The following is a 16,334-nucleotide window of genomic DNA, read 5'->3' as shown; positions in this document are numbered from 1 at the left end:
CCGCCCGCCCCCCTCGGCCCGAAATCCGCATGCACCGGGCCGTGCGGGGCTGGCAGCATGCCGGAATGGTCCACGCTCTCGAACGTCTGGTCGTCCGTCACACCCTTCGCCTCCCGCTCCCGGCAGCAACCGGGGGCGGAAACGGCGACGTCGCGGCGCGGCGGTTCGACGCCGCCCTGATGTCGGTCGGGTTCAAGCTGTCGGCCGGACTGCTCGAAGGACTGTCCCGGCTGCCGGAGGCGACGGTCGTCGCCCTCGCCGCCCGCACCCTCGGCACCGTGCGCGAGATCGTCGGCGACCACGTCCGCCACAACGCGTACTTCATCGACTTCCCGGCCAACGTGCCCGACACCCTCGACTTCTGGAGGAGCTGCGTCGCCGAGGCCCTCGACGACGACACCGCGCGCCCCGGCATCCTGGAGCGGCTGCGGGCCGGCGTGCTCGACCTCCTCACCCTCCCCTCGTACGGCACCTACCGCCACACCTACGAGGAGATGCTCGCCGCGCACGACGAACTGATCGCCGCGGCGGGCGACCGGATGACGGTCCTCCACCCCGGCGGCACCCTCGACGAGGAGACCACCGCCCTCTATCTGTCCCTGGCCGGAAGCACCACACCGCTCGGTGACGACCACCTGGGCGACCTCGCGCTCCTCGCCGCCCACCGGGTCGACGGACCCCAGCCCGAGGCGATCCCGATCCGGGAGCACCGCGCCGTCGTCAACCGGGCCCGTCTCGACGCGGGCGCCGGCCTCCTCCTGGACACGGTCACCGACGTCCTGCGCCTGGCCTGCGCCCTCTCCGACGGTGACGTCGCCCTGCGCGAGCCGACCCGGTTCCGCGCACTGTCCCGGCCCGTCCGCCGCGCCCTGCTCGGCGGCCTCGACGCCCTCGTCGCCGAAGACCCCGCCAAGCTCGCCGACGTCGCCGCGCACCGCGAGGCGTGGAAGCGCCTCGGCGAGCGGCTGCACCCGCACGAGTACCCGCGGTGGCCGGACGCCGCCGAGGTCTTCGCCGTGGCCCGGGGCGAATGGAAGGTGCCCTCCTTCGACAGCCGCGTCGAGGAACTCCTCGGCCGGGGCGACGTCACCGGGGCGGCCGGACTCCTGACGTCCGCTCCCGGCAGGCTCCTGCGCGCCCTGGACCGGCTCCTCCGCGCGGCGGACGGACAGAAGGAACTCGACGCCGTCCTCGCCGCGTTCGAGAGCGCCGTGCCCCGGGTGTCCGGCCGGGTCGTCCTCTCCCTCCGCGAGCACGTCCAGAACCGCGCGGGGACGCCGGGGGAGCGGCGGGTCTTCGTCAACCGGCTCGGCGCCGCCTGGGTCACCGCCGACACCCGGCCGCCGCTGCCGCCCGCGGTACGGGAGCGCCTGTGCGCCGTCCTCGACGCCGAGACGCGCCGCCGGCTCCCCGACCCGGGGCACCTGCTCGTCGACCCCGCCGTCCTGGACGTGGCGCTGCCGCTCAGCGGCCGGGCGACCGCCGCGGGGCTCGGCGTCCTGCCGCGCGGCTCCGTCTCGCCCGTCGAGGGCGAGCTGCTGCGCTTCTTCACGTACTGGAAGCAGACCGCGCGCCGTACGGACTACGACCTGTCGGCGCTGGTCCTGGACGAGGACTACGCGACCGTCACCTGGCTCTCGTACACGGCCCTCACCGCCGTCGAGGGCGCGCACTCCGGCGACATCACCGAGGCGCCGGACGGTGCCTCGGAGTTCATCGACCTGCGGCTCGGGGCGGTCCGCGGCAGCTACATCGTGCCGCAGGTGAACCTCTTCGACGGCGAGGACTTCGAGGAGGTCGAGGAGTCGTTCTTCGGCTTCATGCTGCGCGAGTCCGAGCAGCGGGGCCGCCCGTTCGAGCCGCGCACCGTCCGGATGAAGTCCGATCTCCGCGGGCCCGGCCGGGTCGCGCTGCCGCTCGCCTTCGAGCGCGGCGAGGACGGCGGCTGGCGCGCACGGTGGCTGCACCTCTATCTGAGGGGCACCCCGTCGTCGAACCGGGTCGAGGAGAACCGGGTGTCGGTCGCGGTACTCCTCCGGAGCCTGCTCGCCCGCACCCCGCTGACGGTCCGGCACCTCACCGACCTGATGGCCGCCGACGCCACCGCCACGAGCCGGTGGGACGGCTCGACGCTGCCGGAGGGACCCGTCACGTACATCGGCCTGGACCGGCCCGCCGGTCTGCCGCCGGGCTCGCGCGTGCTCACACCCGAAAATCTGCGCGACCTGATCCCCGCCTGACTGCTACGGTCGTCCCGGGCGAGGCCATGAAGAGGCTTCCTTCTCAAAACCCATTGAAATAGCCTCTTCGCTTTCCTCGCCCCTCTGCTTGACGGTGGGCCCCCGTTCGGACGGTGAGAGCGGGGGCCGGCCGTGTCCCACGGCGGGCGCGCCCGTTGTGAGGGTGTGACCTCAACACGACGCATCTCCTCGATCCTCGCCGTCGCCGCCGCCTTCTCGTGTCTCGGCGCCTCCGCGGCGTCCGCCGCGACCGCCGCGGACACCACCGGGCCCCTCGGCCCCAAGGTGAACCCCGTCAGCGAGCTCGACGCCCTCACGACGACCGGCATTCCCGAGGAGTCCCGGGGACAGTTCCCCGGCATCGCCGGCCAGCTGGGCGGCCTCAGCCGGGTGAACGAGCTGGGCCAACTGCGGCAGCTGACCGACCTCGCGGCGCCTGTCACCGGGCTGCTCCCGGAGATCTCCACCTGACCGACCGACTAGCCTCCCCGACGCGAAGGTCCGGTGCCTCAGTGGCACCGGACCTTCGCCGTGTCAGGCCCCGGGGGAGGTCTCCCGTACGGGGTGCTTGCTCAGGATCGAGACCCGGTTGAAGGCGTTGATGGTGATCGCCACCCAGATCACCGCCGAGATCTCGTCCTCGTTCAGGGAGCCGCGCGCCTCGTCGTAGGCGCGTTCCTGCGCGAGGGCGTCGGCGGGGGAGGTGGTGGCCTCCGCGAGGGCCAGGGCCGCGCGCTCCCGTGCCGTGAACAGCGCGGTGTCGCGCCAGGCGGCGAGCACGCCCAGACGGCGGGTGGTCTCACCGGCGCGCAGGGCGGCCCGGGTGTGCACGTCGAGGCAGTACGCGCAGCCGTTGATCTGGGACACACGGAGGTTGACGAGCTCCACCAGGAGGCGGTCGAGCCCCGCGTCCGCGGCGGTCGCGCGGACGGTCTCGGCCGTCTGGACGAGGGCGTGATAGGCCTTGGGGCTCTGCTTGTCGACGTAGACCCGCCTGTCCGCAGGGGCTCCTGCCGTGTCGCTCACCGTGTGCTCCTTCCCGAGGCCCGATGGCCTCGTCCGCCGACCGTGCGTGTCACCGTCGCAGGGGCTATCATCGTCCATGATTGTTGAAAATGGAACTACTTCCATGGAGGGGTCGACGATGAGCACCACGGAGATCGAGGTCCTGACCGCGCGGGACGTCCCGCTGGGCGGGCCACGGGCCATGACCGTACGGCGTACGCTCCCACAGCGGGCCCGGACGCTGATCGGAGCCTGGTGCTTCGCCGACCACTACGGCCCCGACGACGTCGCCGAGTCCGGCGGCATGGACGTCGCACCCCATCCGCACATCGGGCTGCAGACCGTGAGCTGGCTGTTCAGCGGCGAGATCGAGCACCGCGACAGCCTCGGCAGCCACGCGTACGTACGGCCCGGAGAGCTGAACCTCATGACCGGCGGCCACGGCATCAGCCACACCGAGGTCTCCACCGCCCGCACCACCGTCCTGCACGGCGTCCAGCTGTGGGTGGCCCTCCCCGAGGAGCACCGCGACACCGCCCGCGACTTCCAGCACTACGCCCCCGGGACCGTCCGCGTCGACGGCGCGGACCTCCGGGTCTTCCTCGGATCGCTCGCCGGCTCGACCTCCCCGGTCCGCACCTTCACCCCGCTCCTCGGCGCCGAACTCCTCGTCGACCCGGGCGCGACCGTCACCCTCCCCACGGACCCCGCCTTCGAGCACGGCCTGCTCGTCGACACGGGAACGATCCGCCTGGGCGACGCGCTCCTGCGCCCGGCCGAACTGGGGTACGCCCCCACAGGTGCCGACACCCTGACCCTCACGAACGAGACGGACGCCCCCGCCCGCGCGGTCCTGCTCGGCGGAACCCCGTTCGAGGAGGAGATCGTCATGTGGTGGAACTTCATCGGCCGCAGCCACGAGGACATCGTCGAAGCCCGCGAGGAGTGGGAGAAGGAGTCCGACCGCTTCGGCAGCGTCGACGGCTACCCCGGCGACCGCCTCCCCGCCCCCGCCCTGCCCAACGCCCGGATCGCACCCCGCAAGAACCCCGCGCCCCGCTGACGCGCGACCGCCTGCCGTTTCCCCGCTTCCGAACCGCACCTCCTTGCGAAAGGCACTCCCCATGACCGAGCCGACCACCACCGCCCCCGTCGTCCGGCGCGTGGACGCCCGCCACCGGTACGAGATCCTCGTCGACGGCGAGCGCGCGGGCCTGACCGCCTACCGCGACCGGGACGACCGGCGCGTCTTCTTCCACACCGAGGTCGGCGACGCCTACGCGGGCCAGGGCCTGGCCGCGATCCTCGTCGAGCAGGCCCTCACCGACGTCCGTGCCTCCGGGATGCGCATCGTCCCCGTCTGCCCCTACGTGGCGAAGTTCCTGAAGAAGCACGAGGAGTTCGCCGACATCACCGACCCGGTGACGCCCGAGGTCCGCGAGTGGCTCGACGGACAGCTGCGGCGCTGACCCCTCTCCGGAGCGGCCACCCGTCAACGAGGCGCACGCGGAGCCGAACGCTTCCTCCGGATGGCCAGTTGCGCGCGACCGGGCCCGTGCGCCCCCCTGAGCCGGGGGGCCGAACGGGCGACCGAACCGGCGGGCCCGTCGCGCGTTGCTGGCCGACTCCCGACCGGTTGGCCGGAACGTGCTGGTCATCGACTTAAACATCGTTTCAAGCAAGATCACTGTAAGGAGGTAATGCCCTCGGACTCTTCGAGCGAGGCGGGCTCGGCGGCCGTTACTGTTCCCCGAGATCTGGACGGATTCCCGGATCTTCGCCCCCCTTTCACCTTCTTTCACCGGACTTCTGCGCACTCGTGCGCCGAACGCCGCCCTTGCGAAGGAGAGCTCGCCCGATGACCGTTGACGACCGCCCGGACGTACAGCTGGAGCCGCCCCGGCAGTCCAGTCTGAGCACCGCGGCCGCCCGCAACCTCGCCACCACGACCAAGTCCGCCCCGCAGATGCAGGAGATCAGCTCCCGCTGGCTGCTGCGGATGCTCCCCTGGGTGGAGACCAAGGGCGGCGCCTACCGGGTGAACCGCCGGCTGAGCTACACGGTCGGCGACGGGCGCATCGACTTCGTCCAGGACGGCGCCCGCGTCCGCGTCATCCCCCGCGAACTCGGCGAACTCGCCCTGCTGCGCGGCTTCGAGGACGTCGACGTGCTGAACGCCCTCGCCGACCGGTGCGTCCAGCGCGACTTCAGCGCCGGTGACGTGCTCGTCCAGCGCGGTGCGCCCGCCGAGCAGATCCATCTGATCGCCCACGGCCGCGTCAGCCAGACCTCCGTCGGCAAGTACGGCGACGAGGTCGCGGTCGCCACGCTGGCCGACGGCGACCGCTTCGGTGAGAACGCCCTGCTCGACGGCGACGCCGGCTGGGACTACACCGCGACCGCCGAGACCTCCGGCACCCTGCTCACCCTCTCCCGCGCCGACTTCGCGAGCATCCTCTCCTCGGCGCCGAGCCTCCAGGCCCACATCCGGGAGTTCAGCTCGCTGCCGGACCAGCGGCAGAACAAGTACGGCGAGGCCGAGATCGCCATGTCGGCCGGCCACAAGGGCGAGGCCGACATCCCCGGCGCCTTCGTCGACTACGAGCTCAAGCCGCGCGAGTACGAGCTCTCCGTCGCCCAGACCGTGCTCAAGATCCACACCCGGGTCGCCGACCTCTACAACGGGCCGATGAACCAGACGGAGGAGCAGCTCAGGCTCACCATCGAGGCGTTGCGCGAGCGCCAGGAGTACGAGCTGATCAACAACCCGGAGTTCGGCCTGCTGCCCAACGCCGACTTCAAGCAGCGGATCCAGCCGCACTCCGGCCCGCCCACCCCGGACGACCTCGACGAGCTCCTCTGCCGCCGCCGCAGCACCAAGCTCTTCCTCGCCCACCCGCGCACGATCGCGGCGATCGGCCGCGAGTGGAACCGCGCCGGGCTCTACCCGGACACCGTCGAGCTCCACGGGCACCGGGTCCCGGCCTGGCGCGGGGTCCCGATCCTGCCCTGCAACAAGATCCCCATCAGCAAGGAGAACACCAGCTCGATCCTCGCCATGCGTCTCGGCGAGGACAACCAGGGCGTCATCGGTCTGCGCCAGACCGGTCTCCCCGAGGAGTACGAGCCGGGCCTGTCGGTGCGGTTCATGGGCATCAACGAGCAGGCGATCATGTCGTACCTCGTCACGACGTACTACTCCGCCGCCGTCCTGGTCCCGAACGCGCTCGGCGTACTGGAGAACGTGCAGATCGCGCGCAGGCGCGACTAGGGCTTCCCGCAGGCCACCACCACCCGGACCATCCGGGCCGGGCCCGCGTGCCCGGATGCTCCGGGACGGCCCACCCACCTCTCCAAGGAGTCTCGGATGCCCGATCCCGGGCTTTCCCCTCTGCAGTCCAGCCTGCCCGGCGCCGCGGCCTCGTTCACCGCCCGGGTCCTCGCCGACGCGGCGGCCCACGGCCACGCCGTGCCCCACCTCCTCACCGAAACACCGGCCGTCCCGGCCGCCCCCCACCCGGAGGCCCCCGCGGCGGCCCCCCTCGCGGCCCCCGCCGTCGGCCCCGTCGCCGTGGCCCCGCCGAGCCTGCCCGAGCCGGGGTGGGTTCCGCGCGGTCCCAGCGGACTGGGTACGGCAGCGCTGTCCCTGGCCCCGCGCGCGGAGCCGCCGGCACCCCCGGTGGCGCCCGTCGCGGCACCGGCGGACGCCCTGATCATCCCGGGTCTCTACTGGCACCCGGTGCCGGAGCCCGACCCGGTGCGGGTGGAGGAGGTCAGCCTCCGGATCAAGAACTGGGCGGTCGACGAGGTCCAGCTGTTCCCCGAGGACTGGGAGGGCCAGTTCGACGGGTTCTCCGTCGGGCGCTACATGGTCGCCTGTCACCCGGACGCCCCGACCGTCGACCACCTCATGATCGCCACCCGGCTGATGGTCGCCGAGAACGCCGTCGACGACATCTACTGCGAGGACCACGGCGGTTCGCCCATCGGCCTGGGCGGACGGCTCCTCCTCGCGCACACCGCCCTGGACCCGCTGTACTCGACGGCGGAGTACCAGCCGCAGTGGGCGGAGTCGCTCCACGCGGACGCGCCCCGGCGTGCCTACCGCTCCGCCATGGAGTACTTCGCCCGGCAGGCGACCCCCTCCCAGGCCGACCGGTTCCGGCACGACATGGCCCGGCTGCACCTGGGCTACCTCGCCGAGGGCGCGTGGGCCGAGACGGACCACACGCCCGAGGTGTGGGAGTACCTGGTGATGCGGCAGTTCAACAACTTCCGGCCGTGTCCCACGATCACCGACACCGTCGGCGGTTACGAACTCCCCGCCGATCTGCATGCCCAGCCGGCCATGCAGCGGGTCCTGGCGCTCGCCGGAAACGCCTGCACCATCGTGAACGACCTGTACTCGTACACCAAGGAACTCGCCAGCCCCGGCCGGCACCTGAACCTGCCCGTGGTGCTCTCCGACCGGGAGAACCTCTCGGAGAAGGACGGGTACCTGAAGGCGGTCGAGGTCCACAACGACCTCATGCGCGACTTCGAGGCCGCGTCCGCCGAACTGGCCGCCGGCTGCCCCGTCCCGAGCGTGCTCCGCTTCCTGAAGGGAGTGGCCGTGTGGGTCGACGGCAACCACTACTGGCACCAGACCAATACCTACCGCTACAGCCTGCCCGATTTCTGGTAAGAACGGATTTCATCTGTGACCAACACCGAGCTCCGCACCGTCGACTCCGCGTTCGTTCCCGCTCCGGCGACGCCGTACCAGGGAGACATCGCCCGTTACTGGAACTCCGAGGCCAGGCCCGTGAACCTGCGCCTCGGTGACGTCGACGGGCTGTACCACCACCACTACGGCATCGGCGCCGTCGACCACGCCTCCCTCGGGGACATCGAGGACAGCGAGTACGAGAAGAAGCTGATCGCCGAGCTGCACCGCCTGGAGTCGGCCCAGACCGAGGTCCTCCTGGACCACCTCGGCGCGATCGGCAGCGAGGACACCCTCGTCGACGCGGGCTGCGGCCGCGGCGGTTCGAGCGTCATGGCCCACCAGCGCTTCGGCTGCAAGGTCGAGGGCGTCACCCTCTCCTCCACGCAGGCCGAGTTCGGCAACAAGCGCGCCAAGGAGCTGGGCATCGCGGACCACGTCCACGCCCAGGTCTGCAACATGCTCGACACCCCCTTCGAGAAGGGCAGCATCGCCGGCTCGTGGAACAACGAGTCGAGCATGTACGTCGACCTGGACGACCTGATGGCCGAGCACGCGCGGTTCCTCAAGGTCGGCGGCCGCTACGTGACCATCACCGGCTGCTGGAACCCGAGGTACGGCCAGCCCTCGAAGTGGGTCTCGCAGATCAACGCGCACTTCGAGTGCAACATCCACTCGCGCCGTGAGTACCTGAAGGCGATGGCCGACAACCGCCTCGTCCCGCAGGCCGTCATCGACCTGACGCCGGACACGCTGCCCTACTGGGAGCTGCGGGCGACGTCCTCGCTGGTCACCGGCATCGAGGAGGCGTTCATCGAGTCGTACAAGGACGGCTCCTTCCAGTACGTCCTGATCGCGGCCGACCGCGTCTGACCCGACGGCGCACGGAAAAGGGGTGGGCCCGTCGTCCGACGGGCCCGCCCCTCTCGTCATGCCGCCGCCTTCTCCTTCTCGGAGGCTTCGGCGGTCCCGGCGGCCGGTGCGCTCACCCGCTCGGTACGGGGCGCCTGGCCGGCCCGCAGGCCGAGCCGGGCGATGACCGCGACCAGGGCGAAGGCGGCGGCGCCGATCCAGAAGGTGAGGGTGAAGCCGGACTCGGCCGGGAGGGCCGGGACGCCGGCGGGCAGGTGCTCGATCGTCTGCGAGGCGAGGATCGTGGTGACCACGGCGCTGCCGACCGCGCTGCCGGTGGAGCGGGAGATCGAGTTGATGCCGTTGGCGATGCCGCTCTGGTGGTGCGGGACGCTCGCCATGATGACGGCGGGCATGGCCGCGTAACCGAAGCTGACGGCCGCGCCGACGATCACGCCGGCACCGATCACCGAGGCGGTGTGGCCGTGGTCGAGGGCGAGCCAGCCGAAGCCGACGGCGCCGAGCGCGGCGGCCAGGGTCAGCGCCGTGCGCGGGCCGCGGTGGCGGACGAGCCGGCCGCCGATCGGCGAGGCGAGCAGGGAGACGATCGCGCCGGGCAGCAGGAACTCCACGGAGGCGCGGAGGATCGACGCGCCGAAGCCGTAGCCGGTGAGGGCCTCGGGCATCTGGACGAGGTACGAGACGCCCAGGAAGTTCGCGAACATGCCGAAGCCGACGAGGATGCCGGCCAGGTTCGCCATGAGCACCGGGCGGTGCACGAACATCCGCATGTCGACGAGGGGCTCACGGACCTTGAGCTCGGTGAACACCCAGACGACGGTCATGACGGCCGCGGCGGCGAAGCTGCCCAGGGTGCGGCCGGAGGTCCAGCCCCACTCGTGGCCCTGCGAGATCGGCAGCAGGAGCAGCAGCAGGGTGGCGCCGAGGGTGAGCGCGCCGAGGAAGTCGGTGCGGCCGCCGGTCTTGTGGCGGGTCGCGGGGACCAGGAACACGACGGCGAGCAGGGCGATCGCGGCGAAGCCGGTGGCCATCCAGAAGGCGCTGCGGTAGTCGGCGTCGGAGCCGGAGGTGAGCAGGCCGGTGGCGACGAGCGCGAGGCCGCTGCCGAAGGCGAGGGTGCCGCTGACCAGGGACATCGCGCCGGGCAGCTTCTGCGGGCGGACCTCCTCGCGCAGCACGGACAGGGCCAGCGGGAAGATCGCGGTGGCGGCGCCCTGGAGGACGCGGCCGAGGATCAGCAGGGGGAGCGAGGTCGCCAGGGCGGCGACGACGGAGCCGGCCACCATGACGCCGAGGACGGCGACGAGGGTGGGCTTCTTGCCGTGCTGGTCGCCGAAGCGGCCGAGCAGCGGGGTGAAGACGGCGGCGGAGAGCAGGGTGGCGGTGGTGACCCAGCTGACGTTGGCGGCCGAGGTGCCCAGGTCGGCGCGGATGAGGCCGAGGATCGGGACCGGCAGGGTCTGCATCATCGACACGACCATGGCGGCGAGGCTCAGCGCGAAGACGACGCGCGTCTCGCGCCGGGGATCGGCGGCGGGCGGGGTGGTCTCGTGACTCATGTGTGGGGGACCTTCTCGGTGCTTCACGTCGTAGATGTTTGACGTCATCAAGTAATACGACGACGGTAGGCCCCGATGCTTGAGGAGGTCAAGTAAATGCTTGAGGTGCTTAAGTAAACAATTGATAATGTCAAGGATCGTGAGTAGGCTCGAACCATGAGCGCGACGACCCCCGAGACGACGCCCACCAAGCTCCAGCTGCTGGAGCTCCTGGCCGCCATCGGCACGGCCCAGTGGCGCGACTTCGCCGCGGCCGCCGCCCACCACGGGCTGACGTCCACGCAGGCCAAGGTCCTCGCCCAGCTGAACGGCCCGCTGCCGATGCGCGCCCTCGCGACCCTGCTCGTCTGCGACGCCTCGAACGTCACCGGGATCATCGACCGCCTGGAGGGGCGCGGCCTGGTGCGCCGCGAGCCCGACGCCTCCGACCGGCGCGTGAAGAACGTCGTCGCCACCGACGAGGGCCGGGAGGTCATCCGGCGGGTCCGCGAGGAGATGCAGGCCACCCACGGCGCCCTCGACACGCTCGGCGCGGAGGACAGCGCCACCCTGTACGCCCTGCTCGCGCGACTGCGCCCGGGCATGGAGCAGGGCGCCTGAGAGCGGGCGCCGCCCCGGCATGGAGAAGGGTGCCTGAGAGCGGCTGCGCCCCGGCACGGAGAAGGGTGCCTGAGAGCGGGCGCCGCCGCGGCATGGAGAAGGGTGCCTGAGAGCGGCTGCGCCCCGGCACGGAGAAGGGTGCCTGAGAGCGGGCGCCGCCGCGGCATGGAGAAGGGTGCCTGAGAGCGGCTGCGCCCGGGCACGGAGAAGGGCGCCCGACGGGAGAACCCGTCCAGGCGCCCGTACCCCGCCTCAGTCCCGGCGCTCCCCGAAGGCCTTCAGGATCTCCTCGGCGGCCAGCGTCGCCGTCAGCTCGCCGTCCCTGACCCGCCGCTCCAGGGAGGGCGTCACGTCCTGGACGGCCGGGTCGGCGCTCAGCCGCCGCAGCAGCTCCTCGCGGACCATGGTCCAGGTCCAGTCGACCTGCTGGTCCTGGCGCTTGGCCGCGAGACGGCCGGTCGAGTCGAGCAGCGCGCGGTGCTGCCGCAGCCGGTCCCAGACCTCGTCGAGCCCGGCCGACTCCCGGGCGCTGCAGCTGAGCACCGGCGGCGCCCAGACCGCGTCGGCGCCGTGCATGAGCCGCAGCGCACCCGCCAGTTCACGGGCGGCGGCGCGGGCGTCGCGCTCGTGCGGGCCGTCCGCCTTGTTGACGGCGACCACGTCGGCCAGCTCCAGTACGCCCTTCTTGATGCCCTGGAGCTGATCGCCCGTACGGGCCAGGGTGAGCAGCAGGAACGAGTCGACCATGTTCGCGACGGCGGTCTCGGACTGGCCGACGCCCACCGTCTCCACGAGCACCACGTCGTAGCCCGCGGCCTCCATCACGACCATCGACTCGCGGGTCGCCTTCGCGACCCCGCCGAGCGTGCCCGCGCTGGGGGAGGGACGGACGAAGGCCGCCGGATCGACGGCGAGCCGCTCCATCCGGGTCTTGTCGCCGAGGATCGAGCCGCCCGTACGGGTCGAGGACGGGTCGACGGCGAGCACGGCGACCCGGTGGCCGAGCCCGGTCAGCATCGTCCCGAACGCGTCGATGAAGGTCGACTTGCCGACCCCGGGCACCCCGCTGATCCCGATCCGCACGGCCTTTCCGCTGTGCGGCAGGAGCTCGGTGAGGAGCTCCTGCGCGAGGGCCCGGTGCTGGGGGCGGGTCGACTCGACGAGGGTGATCGCCCGGGCGATCACCGCCCGCTTCCCGTCGAGCACGCCCTTCACATACGTGTCGAGACCGATCACAGCTCGTGTCCGAGGCCGGCCGCGAGCCGGGTCACCAGGTCGTGGGCCGCGTCGGGGATCACCGTCCCCGGCGGGAACACGGCCGCCGCACCCATCTCCAGGAGCGTCGGTACGTCCTGCGGCGGGATGACGCCGCCGACCACGATCATGATGTCCTCGCGGCCCTCCGCCGCCAGCTCCTCGCGCAGCGCCGGCACGAGGGTCAGGTGACCCGCGGCCAGCGACGAGACCCCGACGATGTGCACGTCCGCCTCGACGGCCTGACGCGCCACCTCGGCCGGGGTCTGGAACAGCGGGCCGACGTCCACGTCGAAGCCCAGGTCGGCGAAGGCGGTGGCGATGACCTTCTGGCCGCGGTCGTGCCCGTCCTGTCCCATCTTGGCGACCAGGATGCGCGGCCGGCGCCCCTCGGCCTCGCCGAAGGCGTCGACCAGGGCCCGGGTGCGGTCCACGGAGGGGGACTCGCCTGCTTCGTTGCGGTACACACCGGAGATCGTACGGATCTGGCCGGCGTGCCGTCCGTAGACCTTCTCCAGGGCGTCCGAGATCTCGCCGACGGTGGCCTTCGCCCGGGCCGCCCGCACGGCGAGCTCCAGGAGGTTGCCCTCGCCGCCGCCGGCGGCGCGGGTGAGCGCGTCCAGCGCGTCCCGGCAGGAGGTCTCGTCGCGCTCCTCGCGCAGCCGCCGCAGCTTGGCGATCTGCTGGGCGCGGACGGAGGAGTTGTCGACCTTGAGGACCTCGATCTGCTCGTCGGAGGCCACCCGGTACTTGTTGACGCCGATCACCGGCTGCCGTCCGGAGTCGATCCGGGCCTGGGTGCGGGCCGCGGCCTCCTCCACGCGCAGCTTGGGGATGCCCGCGTCGATGGCCTTGGCCATGCCGCCGGCCTGCTCGACCTCCTGGATGTGCTTCCACGCGCGGCGGGCCAGGTCGTAGGTGAGCTTCTCGACGTACGCGCTGCCGCCCCAGGGGTCGATGGTCCGGCAGGTGCCGGACTCCTGCTGGAGGAGCAGCTGGGTGTTGCGGGCGATGCGCGCCGAGAAGTCGGTGGGCAGCGCGAGCGCCTCGTCGAGGGCGTTGGTGTGCAGCGACTGGGTGTGGCCCTGGGTGGCGGCCATCGCCTCCACGCAGGTCCGCGTGACGTTGTTGAAGACGTCCTGCGCGGTCAGCGACCAGCCGGAGGTCTGCGAATGCGTCCGAAGCGAAAGCGACTTGGCGTTCTGCGGGTCGAACTGCTTCACCAGCTTCGCCCAGAGCAGCCGGGCCGCGCGCAGCTTGGCGATCTCCATGAAGAAGTTCATGCCGATCGCCCAGAAGAACGACAGGCGCGGCGCGAACGCGTCCACGTCGAGCCCGGCCTCCCGGCCCGCGCGGATGTACTCCACACCGTCCGCGAGCGTGTACGCCAGCTCCAGGTCGGCCGTCGCGCCCGCCTCCTGGATGTGGTACCCGGAGATGGAGATGGAGTTGTAGCGCGGCATCCGCTGCGAGGTGTAGGCGAAGATGTCGGAGATGATCCGCATCGAGGGCCCGGGCGGATAGATGTAGGTGTTGCGGACCATGAACTCCTTGAGGATGTCGTTCTGGATGGTCCCGGCCAGCTTCTCGGGCGGTACGCCCTGCTCCTCGGCGGCCACGATGTAGAGGGCGAGGACCGGAAGGACCGCGCCGTTCATCGTCATCGACACGGACATCCTGTCCAGCGGGATGCCGTCGAACAGCTGGCGCATGTCGTAGATGGAGTCGATGGCCACGCCGGCCATGCCGACGTCGCCGGTGACGCGCGGGTGGTCGCTGTCGTAGCCGCGGTGGGTCGGCAGGTCGAAGGCGACCGACAGGCCCTTCTGGCCGGCGGCGAGGTTGCGCCGGTAGAAGGCGTTCGATTCCTCGGCCGTGGAGAAACCGGCGTACTGACGGATCGTCCAGGGCTGGTTGACGTACATCGTCGGGTACGGGCCGCGCAGGTACGGGGCCACGCCCGGGCGGGTGTCAAGGAAGTCCAGGCCCTCCAGGTCCTGCCCGGTGTAGAGCGGCTTGACGGAGATGCCCTCCGGGGTCTCCCACAGCAGGTCGTCACCGCCCGCCGCCTTCTTGACGGCCGAGCGCCACTCGTCGGACCCGCCGTCGGCGGCCTGTGCCCCGAGCTCGATCCCGGAGAAATCGGGGATGGACATCAGGACACTCCCATGCGGTCGAGGGCGGTGGAGAGCAGGGCGACGGCGTCGCAGCCGGCGAAGACGTACGAGTCGACACCGGCGTACGAGGCGGGGCGCCCGGCCAGGAGGACGTGCTCGGCCCCGGCCGCGCGCAGCTCCCCGGCGGTCGCCTCGGCCTGCTCCTCGTACAGCGCGTCGCTGGAGCAGAGGCAGGCCTCGCGGGCGCCGCTCTCCTCGAACGTGCCCTCGGTGACGGCCTCGATGCCGCCCGCCTGGAAGAGGTTCGCGGCGAAGGTGAGCCGGGCCGAGTGCGCGGCGGCCGGGCCGAGCGCGGCCAGGTAGACGCGGGGGCGGGCGCCGGTCGCCGCGAGGTGGGCGTCGGAGCGGGCGCGCAGCGCCTCGTACGCCTCGTCGCGCCGGACGCGGGGCAGGCCGCCGGAGAGCGGCTCGGGCGCGGGCGCCCGGTCGACGGGCTTCTCCGCGAGGTGCGGGAACTCGCTGACGCCGGTGATGGGTTCGCGGCGGGTGGCGAGCTTCCTGCTGCGCGCGGCCCAGGTCTCGGCGAGCCGCTCGCCGATCAGGCCGGAGCGCAGCGCGGCCTCCTGGCCGCCGGCCCGCTCGATCGTCCGGAAGAACTCCCAGGCGGCGTGGGCGAGTTCGTCGGTGAGTCGCTCCACGTACCAGGAGCCGCCCGCGGGGTCGATGACCCGGGACAGGTGGGACTCCTCGATGAGGACGGTGGAGGTGTTGCGGGCGATGCGGCGGGCGAAGGCGTCGGGCAGGCCGAGCGCGTCGTCGAACGGGAGCACGGTGACGCTGTCGGCGCCGCCCACACCGGCGGCGAGGGTCGCGATGGTGGTGCGCAGCATGTTCACCCAGGGGTCGCGGCGCGTCATCATCACGGGCGAGGTCACCGCGTGCTGGCGCTGTGCGCCCGCCTCCGGGGTGCCGCAGGCCTCCGCGACGCGCGCCCAGAGGCGGCGCGCGGCGCGCAGCTTCGCGATCGTCAGGAACTGGTCCGCGGTGGCGGCGTAGCGGAACTCCAGCTGCCCGCAGGCCTCGGTGACGCTCAGTCCGGCCTCGGTCAGGCCGCGCAGATACGCGACGCCGGTCGCGAGGGAGCAGCCGAGCTCCTGCGCGGCCGAGCCGCCTGCCTCGTGGTACGGCAGGGCGTCCACGGTCAGGGCGCGCAGCCCCGGGTACGCGTCGGCGCAGCGGCGGGCGAGGCCGGCGACGGAGGCGACGTCGTAGGCCGGGCGGCCGGTGCGGGCCTCGTGGCCCAGCGGGTCCGCGCCCAGGTTGCCGCGGGCCGCCTCCGGGGCGACGCCCCGCTCCTCGTACAGCCGCAGCAGCCGCTCGGCGGCCGCCTCCGTCTCGTCGCCCGCGTCGAGGACGACGGGCGCGAGGTCGAGGTAGACGCCGGTGAGGGCGTTGTCGAGGGAGGACACCGGGATGCCGTTGCCGCCGACGCCGAGCCAGAGGGAGGTGACGCCGTTCTCCAGGTCGGCCAGGACGGCCTCGCCGTCGGCCGTGAGGTGCCGCTGGCGCACGTCCCAGCCGCCGACGGTGTTGCCCTCGGCGCGTCCGCCGCGCACGAAGGGTGCGAAGCCGGGGAGGCCGGGGTCGGGCGCGGAGTCGCGCGAGGTGTAGAGCGGGCGTGTGCCGAGGCCGTCCTCAAGGAGGGTGGACAGGGCGTCCTCGGCGGCGGCGCCGGAGACCTCCTTGCCCGACTTGCGCAGGACACCCGCCACGAGGTGTTGCCACTGCTCATGTGGCGCGTCTGGGAATTCGGACGCCAGGGAGAGCCCGTCGTCAGGCAGGACCGTCATGGCTCGGATGCTAGGGGAGATCGACAAAGGAGCAGGAGGGCGTACGACTGTGACCTTCTTCTCTTCGCCGGAATGAGTTAGGTTAGGCTTGCCTAAATTGCAAGGTCCTCGTCGTCCTTCCCCGGGAGTAC

The 16,334-nt window shown here is 72.1% G+C and carries 13 protein-coding genes; 8 read left to right on the top strand and 5 right to left on the bottom strand.

Translation table 11 applies throughout. The features are described from left to right. Positions 1–65: 65 nt before the first annotated feature. Together ACF07V_RS19905 and ACF07V_RS19900 are read left to right on the top strand one after the other, a co-directional pair. Positions 66–2,240, top strand: coding sequence for a hypothetical protein (locus ACF07V_RS19905; RefSeq protein WP_392155815.1), 2,175 nt, complete (start codon positions 66–68; stop codon positions 2,238–2,240). Positions 2,241–2,405: 165 nt separating this feature from the next. Then, positions 2,406–2,711, top strand: a complete 306-nt coding sequence (locus tag ACF07V_RS19900; RefSeq protein ID WP_392155811.1) for a hypothetical protein — start codon at positions 2,406–2,408, stop codon at positions 2,709–2,711. 63 nt (positions 2,712–2,774) lie between these two features. Here the strand turns inward: ACF07V_RS19900 and ACF07V_RS19895 are convergent, their stop codons facing one another. Continuing rightward, complete coding sequence (locus ACF07V_RS19895) at positions 2,775–3,266, bottom strand: carboxymuconolactone decarboxylase family protein (protein ID WP_392155810.1); 492 nt, start codon at positions 3,264–3,266, stop codon at positions 2,775–2,777. Positions 3,267–3,384: 118 nt separating this feature from the next. Here ACF07V_RS19895 and ACF07V_RS19890 point away from each other — a divergent pair, with 118 nt between their 5' ends. The 5 genes from ACF07V_RS19890 to ACF07V_RS19870 all read left to right on the top strand — a co-directional run bounded on the left by ACF07V_RS19890 (position 3,385) and on the right by ACF07V_RS19870 (position 8,823). Beyond that, positions 3,385–4,308 carry a pirin family protein gene (locus tag ACF07V_RS19890; protein ID WP_392155808.1) on the top strand — a complete coding sequence of 308 codons (924 nt, stop codon included), beginning with the start codon at positions 3,385–3,387 and terminating at the stop codon, positions 4,306–4,308. 61 nt (positions 4,309–4,369) lie between these two features. Next, positions 4,370–4,714, top strand: a complete 345-nt coding sequence (locus tag ACF07V_RS19885) for a GNAT family N-acetyltransferase (RefSeq protein WP_392155807.1) — start codon at positions 4,370–4,372, stop codon at positions 4,712–4,714. Between the two features lie 389 nt (positions 4,715–5,103). Beyond that, complete coding sequence (locus ACF07V_RS19880; RefSeq protein ID WP_392155805.1) at positions 5,104–6,516, top strand: family 2B encapsulin nanocompartment shell protein; 1,413 nt, start codon at positions 5,104–5,106, stop codon at positions 6,514–6,516. Between the two features lie 96 nt (positions 6,517–6,612). Continuing rightward, positions 6,613–7,929, top strand: coding sequence for a family 2 encapsulin nanocompartment cargo protein terpene cyclase (locus tag ACF07V_RS19875; protein WP_392155804.1), 1,317 nt, complete (start codon positions 6,613–6,615; stop codon positions 7,927–7,929). 15 nt (positions 7,930–7,944) lie between these two features. Next, complete coding sequence (locus ACF07V_RS19870) at positions 7,945–8,823, top strand: geranyl diphosphate 2-C-methyltransferase (protein WP_392155802.1); 879 nt, start codon at positions 7,945–7,947, stop codon at positions 8,821–8,823. A 56-nt stretch (positions 8,824–8,879) separates the two neighbouring features. Here the strand turns inward: ACF07V_RS19870 and ACF07V_RS19865 are convergent, their stop codons facing one another. Continuing rightward, entirely contained in the window at positions 8,880–10,382 is a 1,503-nt protein-coding gene (locus tag ACF07V_RS19865; RefSeq protein WP_392155800.1) for an MFS transporter, read from the bottom strand. Positions 10,383–10,538: 156 nt separating this feature from the next. Between ACF07V_RS19865 and ACF07V_RS19860 the strand changes: the two genes are divergently transcribed. Then, positions 10,539–10,982 carry a MarR family winged helix-turn-helix transcriptional regulator gene (locus tag ACF07V_RS19860; protein WP_392155798.1) on the top strand — a complete coding sequence of 148 codons (444 nt, stop codon included), beginning with the start codon at positions 10,539–10,541 and terminating at the stop codon, positions 10,980–10,982. 252 nt (positions 10,983–11,234) lie between these two features. Here ACF07V_RS19860 and meaB read toward each other — a convergent pair whose 3' ends face one another. The 3 genes from meaB to ACF07V_RS19845 are packed head-to-tail and all read right to left on the bottom strand — an operon-like array spanning position 11,235 to position 16,203. Beyond that, positions 11,235–12,218: a methylmalonyl Co-A mutase-associated GTPase MeaB gene (gene meaB, locus ACF07V_RS19855; protein ID WP_392155797.1), complete on the bottom strand. Its 984-nt coding sequence runs from the start codon at positions 12,216–12,218 to the stop codon at positions 11,235–11,237. Continuing rightward, positions 12,215–14,392 carry a methylmalonyl-CoA mutase gene (gene scpA / locus ACF07V_RS19850; protein ID WP_392155796.1) on the bottom strand — a complete coding sequence of 726 codons (2,178 nt, stop codon included), beginning with the start codon at positions 14,390–14,392 and terminating at the stop codon, positions 12,215–12,217. The genes meaB and scpA overlap by 4 nt, the downstream gene beginning before the upstream one ends. Then, a complete protein-coding gene (locus ACF07V_RS19845) occupies positions 14,392–16,203 on the bottom strand; it encodes a methylmalonyl-CoA mutase family protein (RefSeq protein ID WP_392155794.1) in 1,812 nt (603 codons plus the stop codon). Before ACF07V_RS19845 ends, scpA begins: the two co-directional genes overlap by 1 nt. Positions 16,204–16,334 lie beyond the last annotated feature (131 nt).

This window comes from Streptomyces sp. NPDC015661 (assembly GCF_043077765.1).
Taxonomy (GTDB): domain Bacteria; phylum Actinomycetota; class Actinomycetes; order Streptomycetales; family Streptomycetaceae; genus Streptomyces.
The sequence above is the reverse complement of the archived record's forward strand: the minus strand, read 5'-3'. Positions and strand labels throughout refer to the sequence as shown.

Bases quoted from the DNA above. Each gene is read 5' to 3' on its own strand.
- ACF07V_RS19905 (WP_392155815.1), top strand. From the start codon at position 66: ATGGTCCACGCTCTCGAACGTCTGGTCGTCCGTCACACCCTTCGCCTC.
- ACF07V_RS19890 (WP_392155808.1), top strand. From the start codon at position 3,385: ATGAGCACCACGGAGATCGAGGTCCTGACCGCGCGGGACGTCCCGCTG.
- ACF07V_RS19885 (WP_392155807.1), top strand. From the start codon at position 4,370: ATGACCGAGCCGACCACCACCGCCCCCGTCGTCCGGCGCGTGGACGCC.
- ACF07V_RS19880 (WP_392155805.1), top strand. From the start codon at position 5,104: ATGACCGTTGACGACCGCCCGGACGTACAGCTGGAGCCGCCCCGGCAG.
- ACF07V_RS19875 (WP_392155804.1), top strand. From the start codon at position 6,613: ATGCCCGATCCCGGGCTTTCCCCTCTGCAGTCCAGCCTGCCCGGCGCC.
- ACF07V_RS19865 (WP_392155800.1), bottom strand. From the start codon at position 10,382: ATGAGTCACGAGACCACCCCGCCCGCCGCCGATCCCCGGCGCGAGACG.
- ACF07V_RS19860 (WP_392155798.1), top strand. From the start codon at position 10,539: ATGAGCGCGACGACCCCCGAGACGACGCCCACCAAGCTCCAGCTGCTG.
- scpA (WP_392155796.1), bottom strand. From the start codon at position 14,392: ATGTCCATCCCCGATTTCTCCGGGATCGAGCTCGGGGCACAGGCCGCC.
- ACF07V_RS19845 (WP_392155794.1), bottom strand. From the start codon at position 16,203: ATGACGGTCCTGCCTGACGACGGGCTCTCCCTGGCGTCCGAATTCCCA.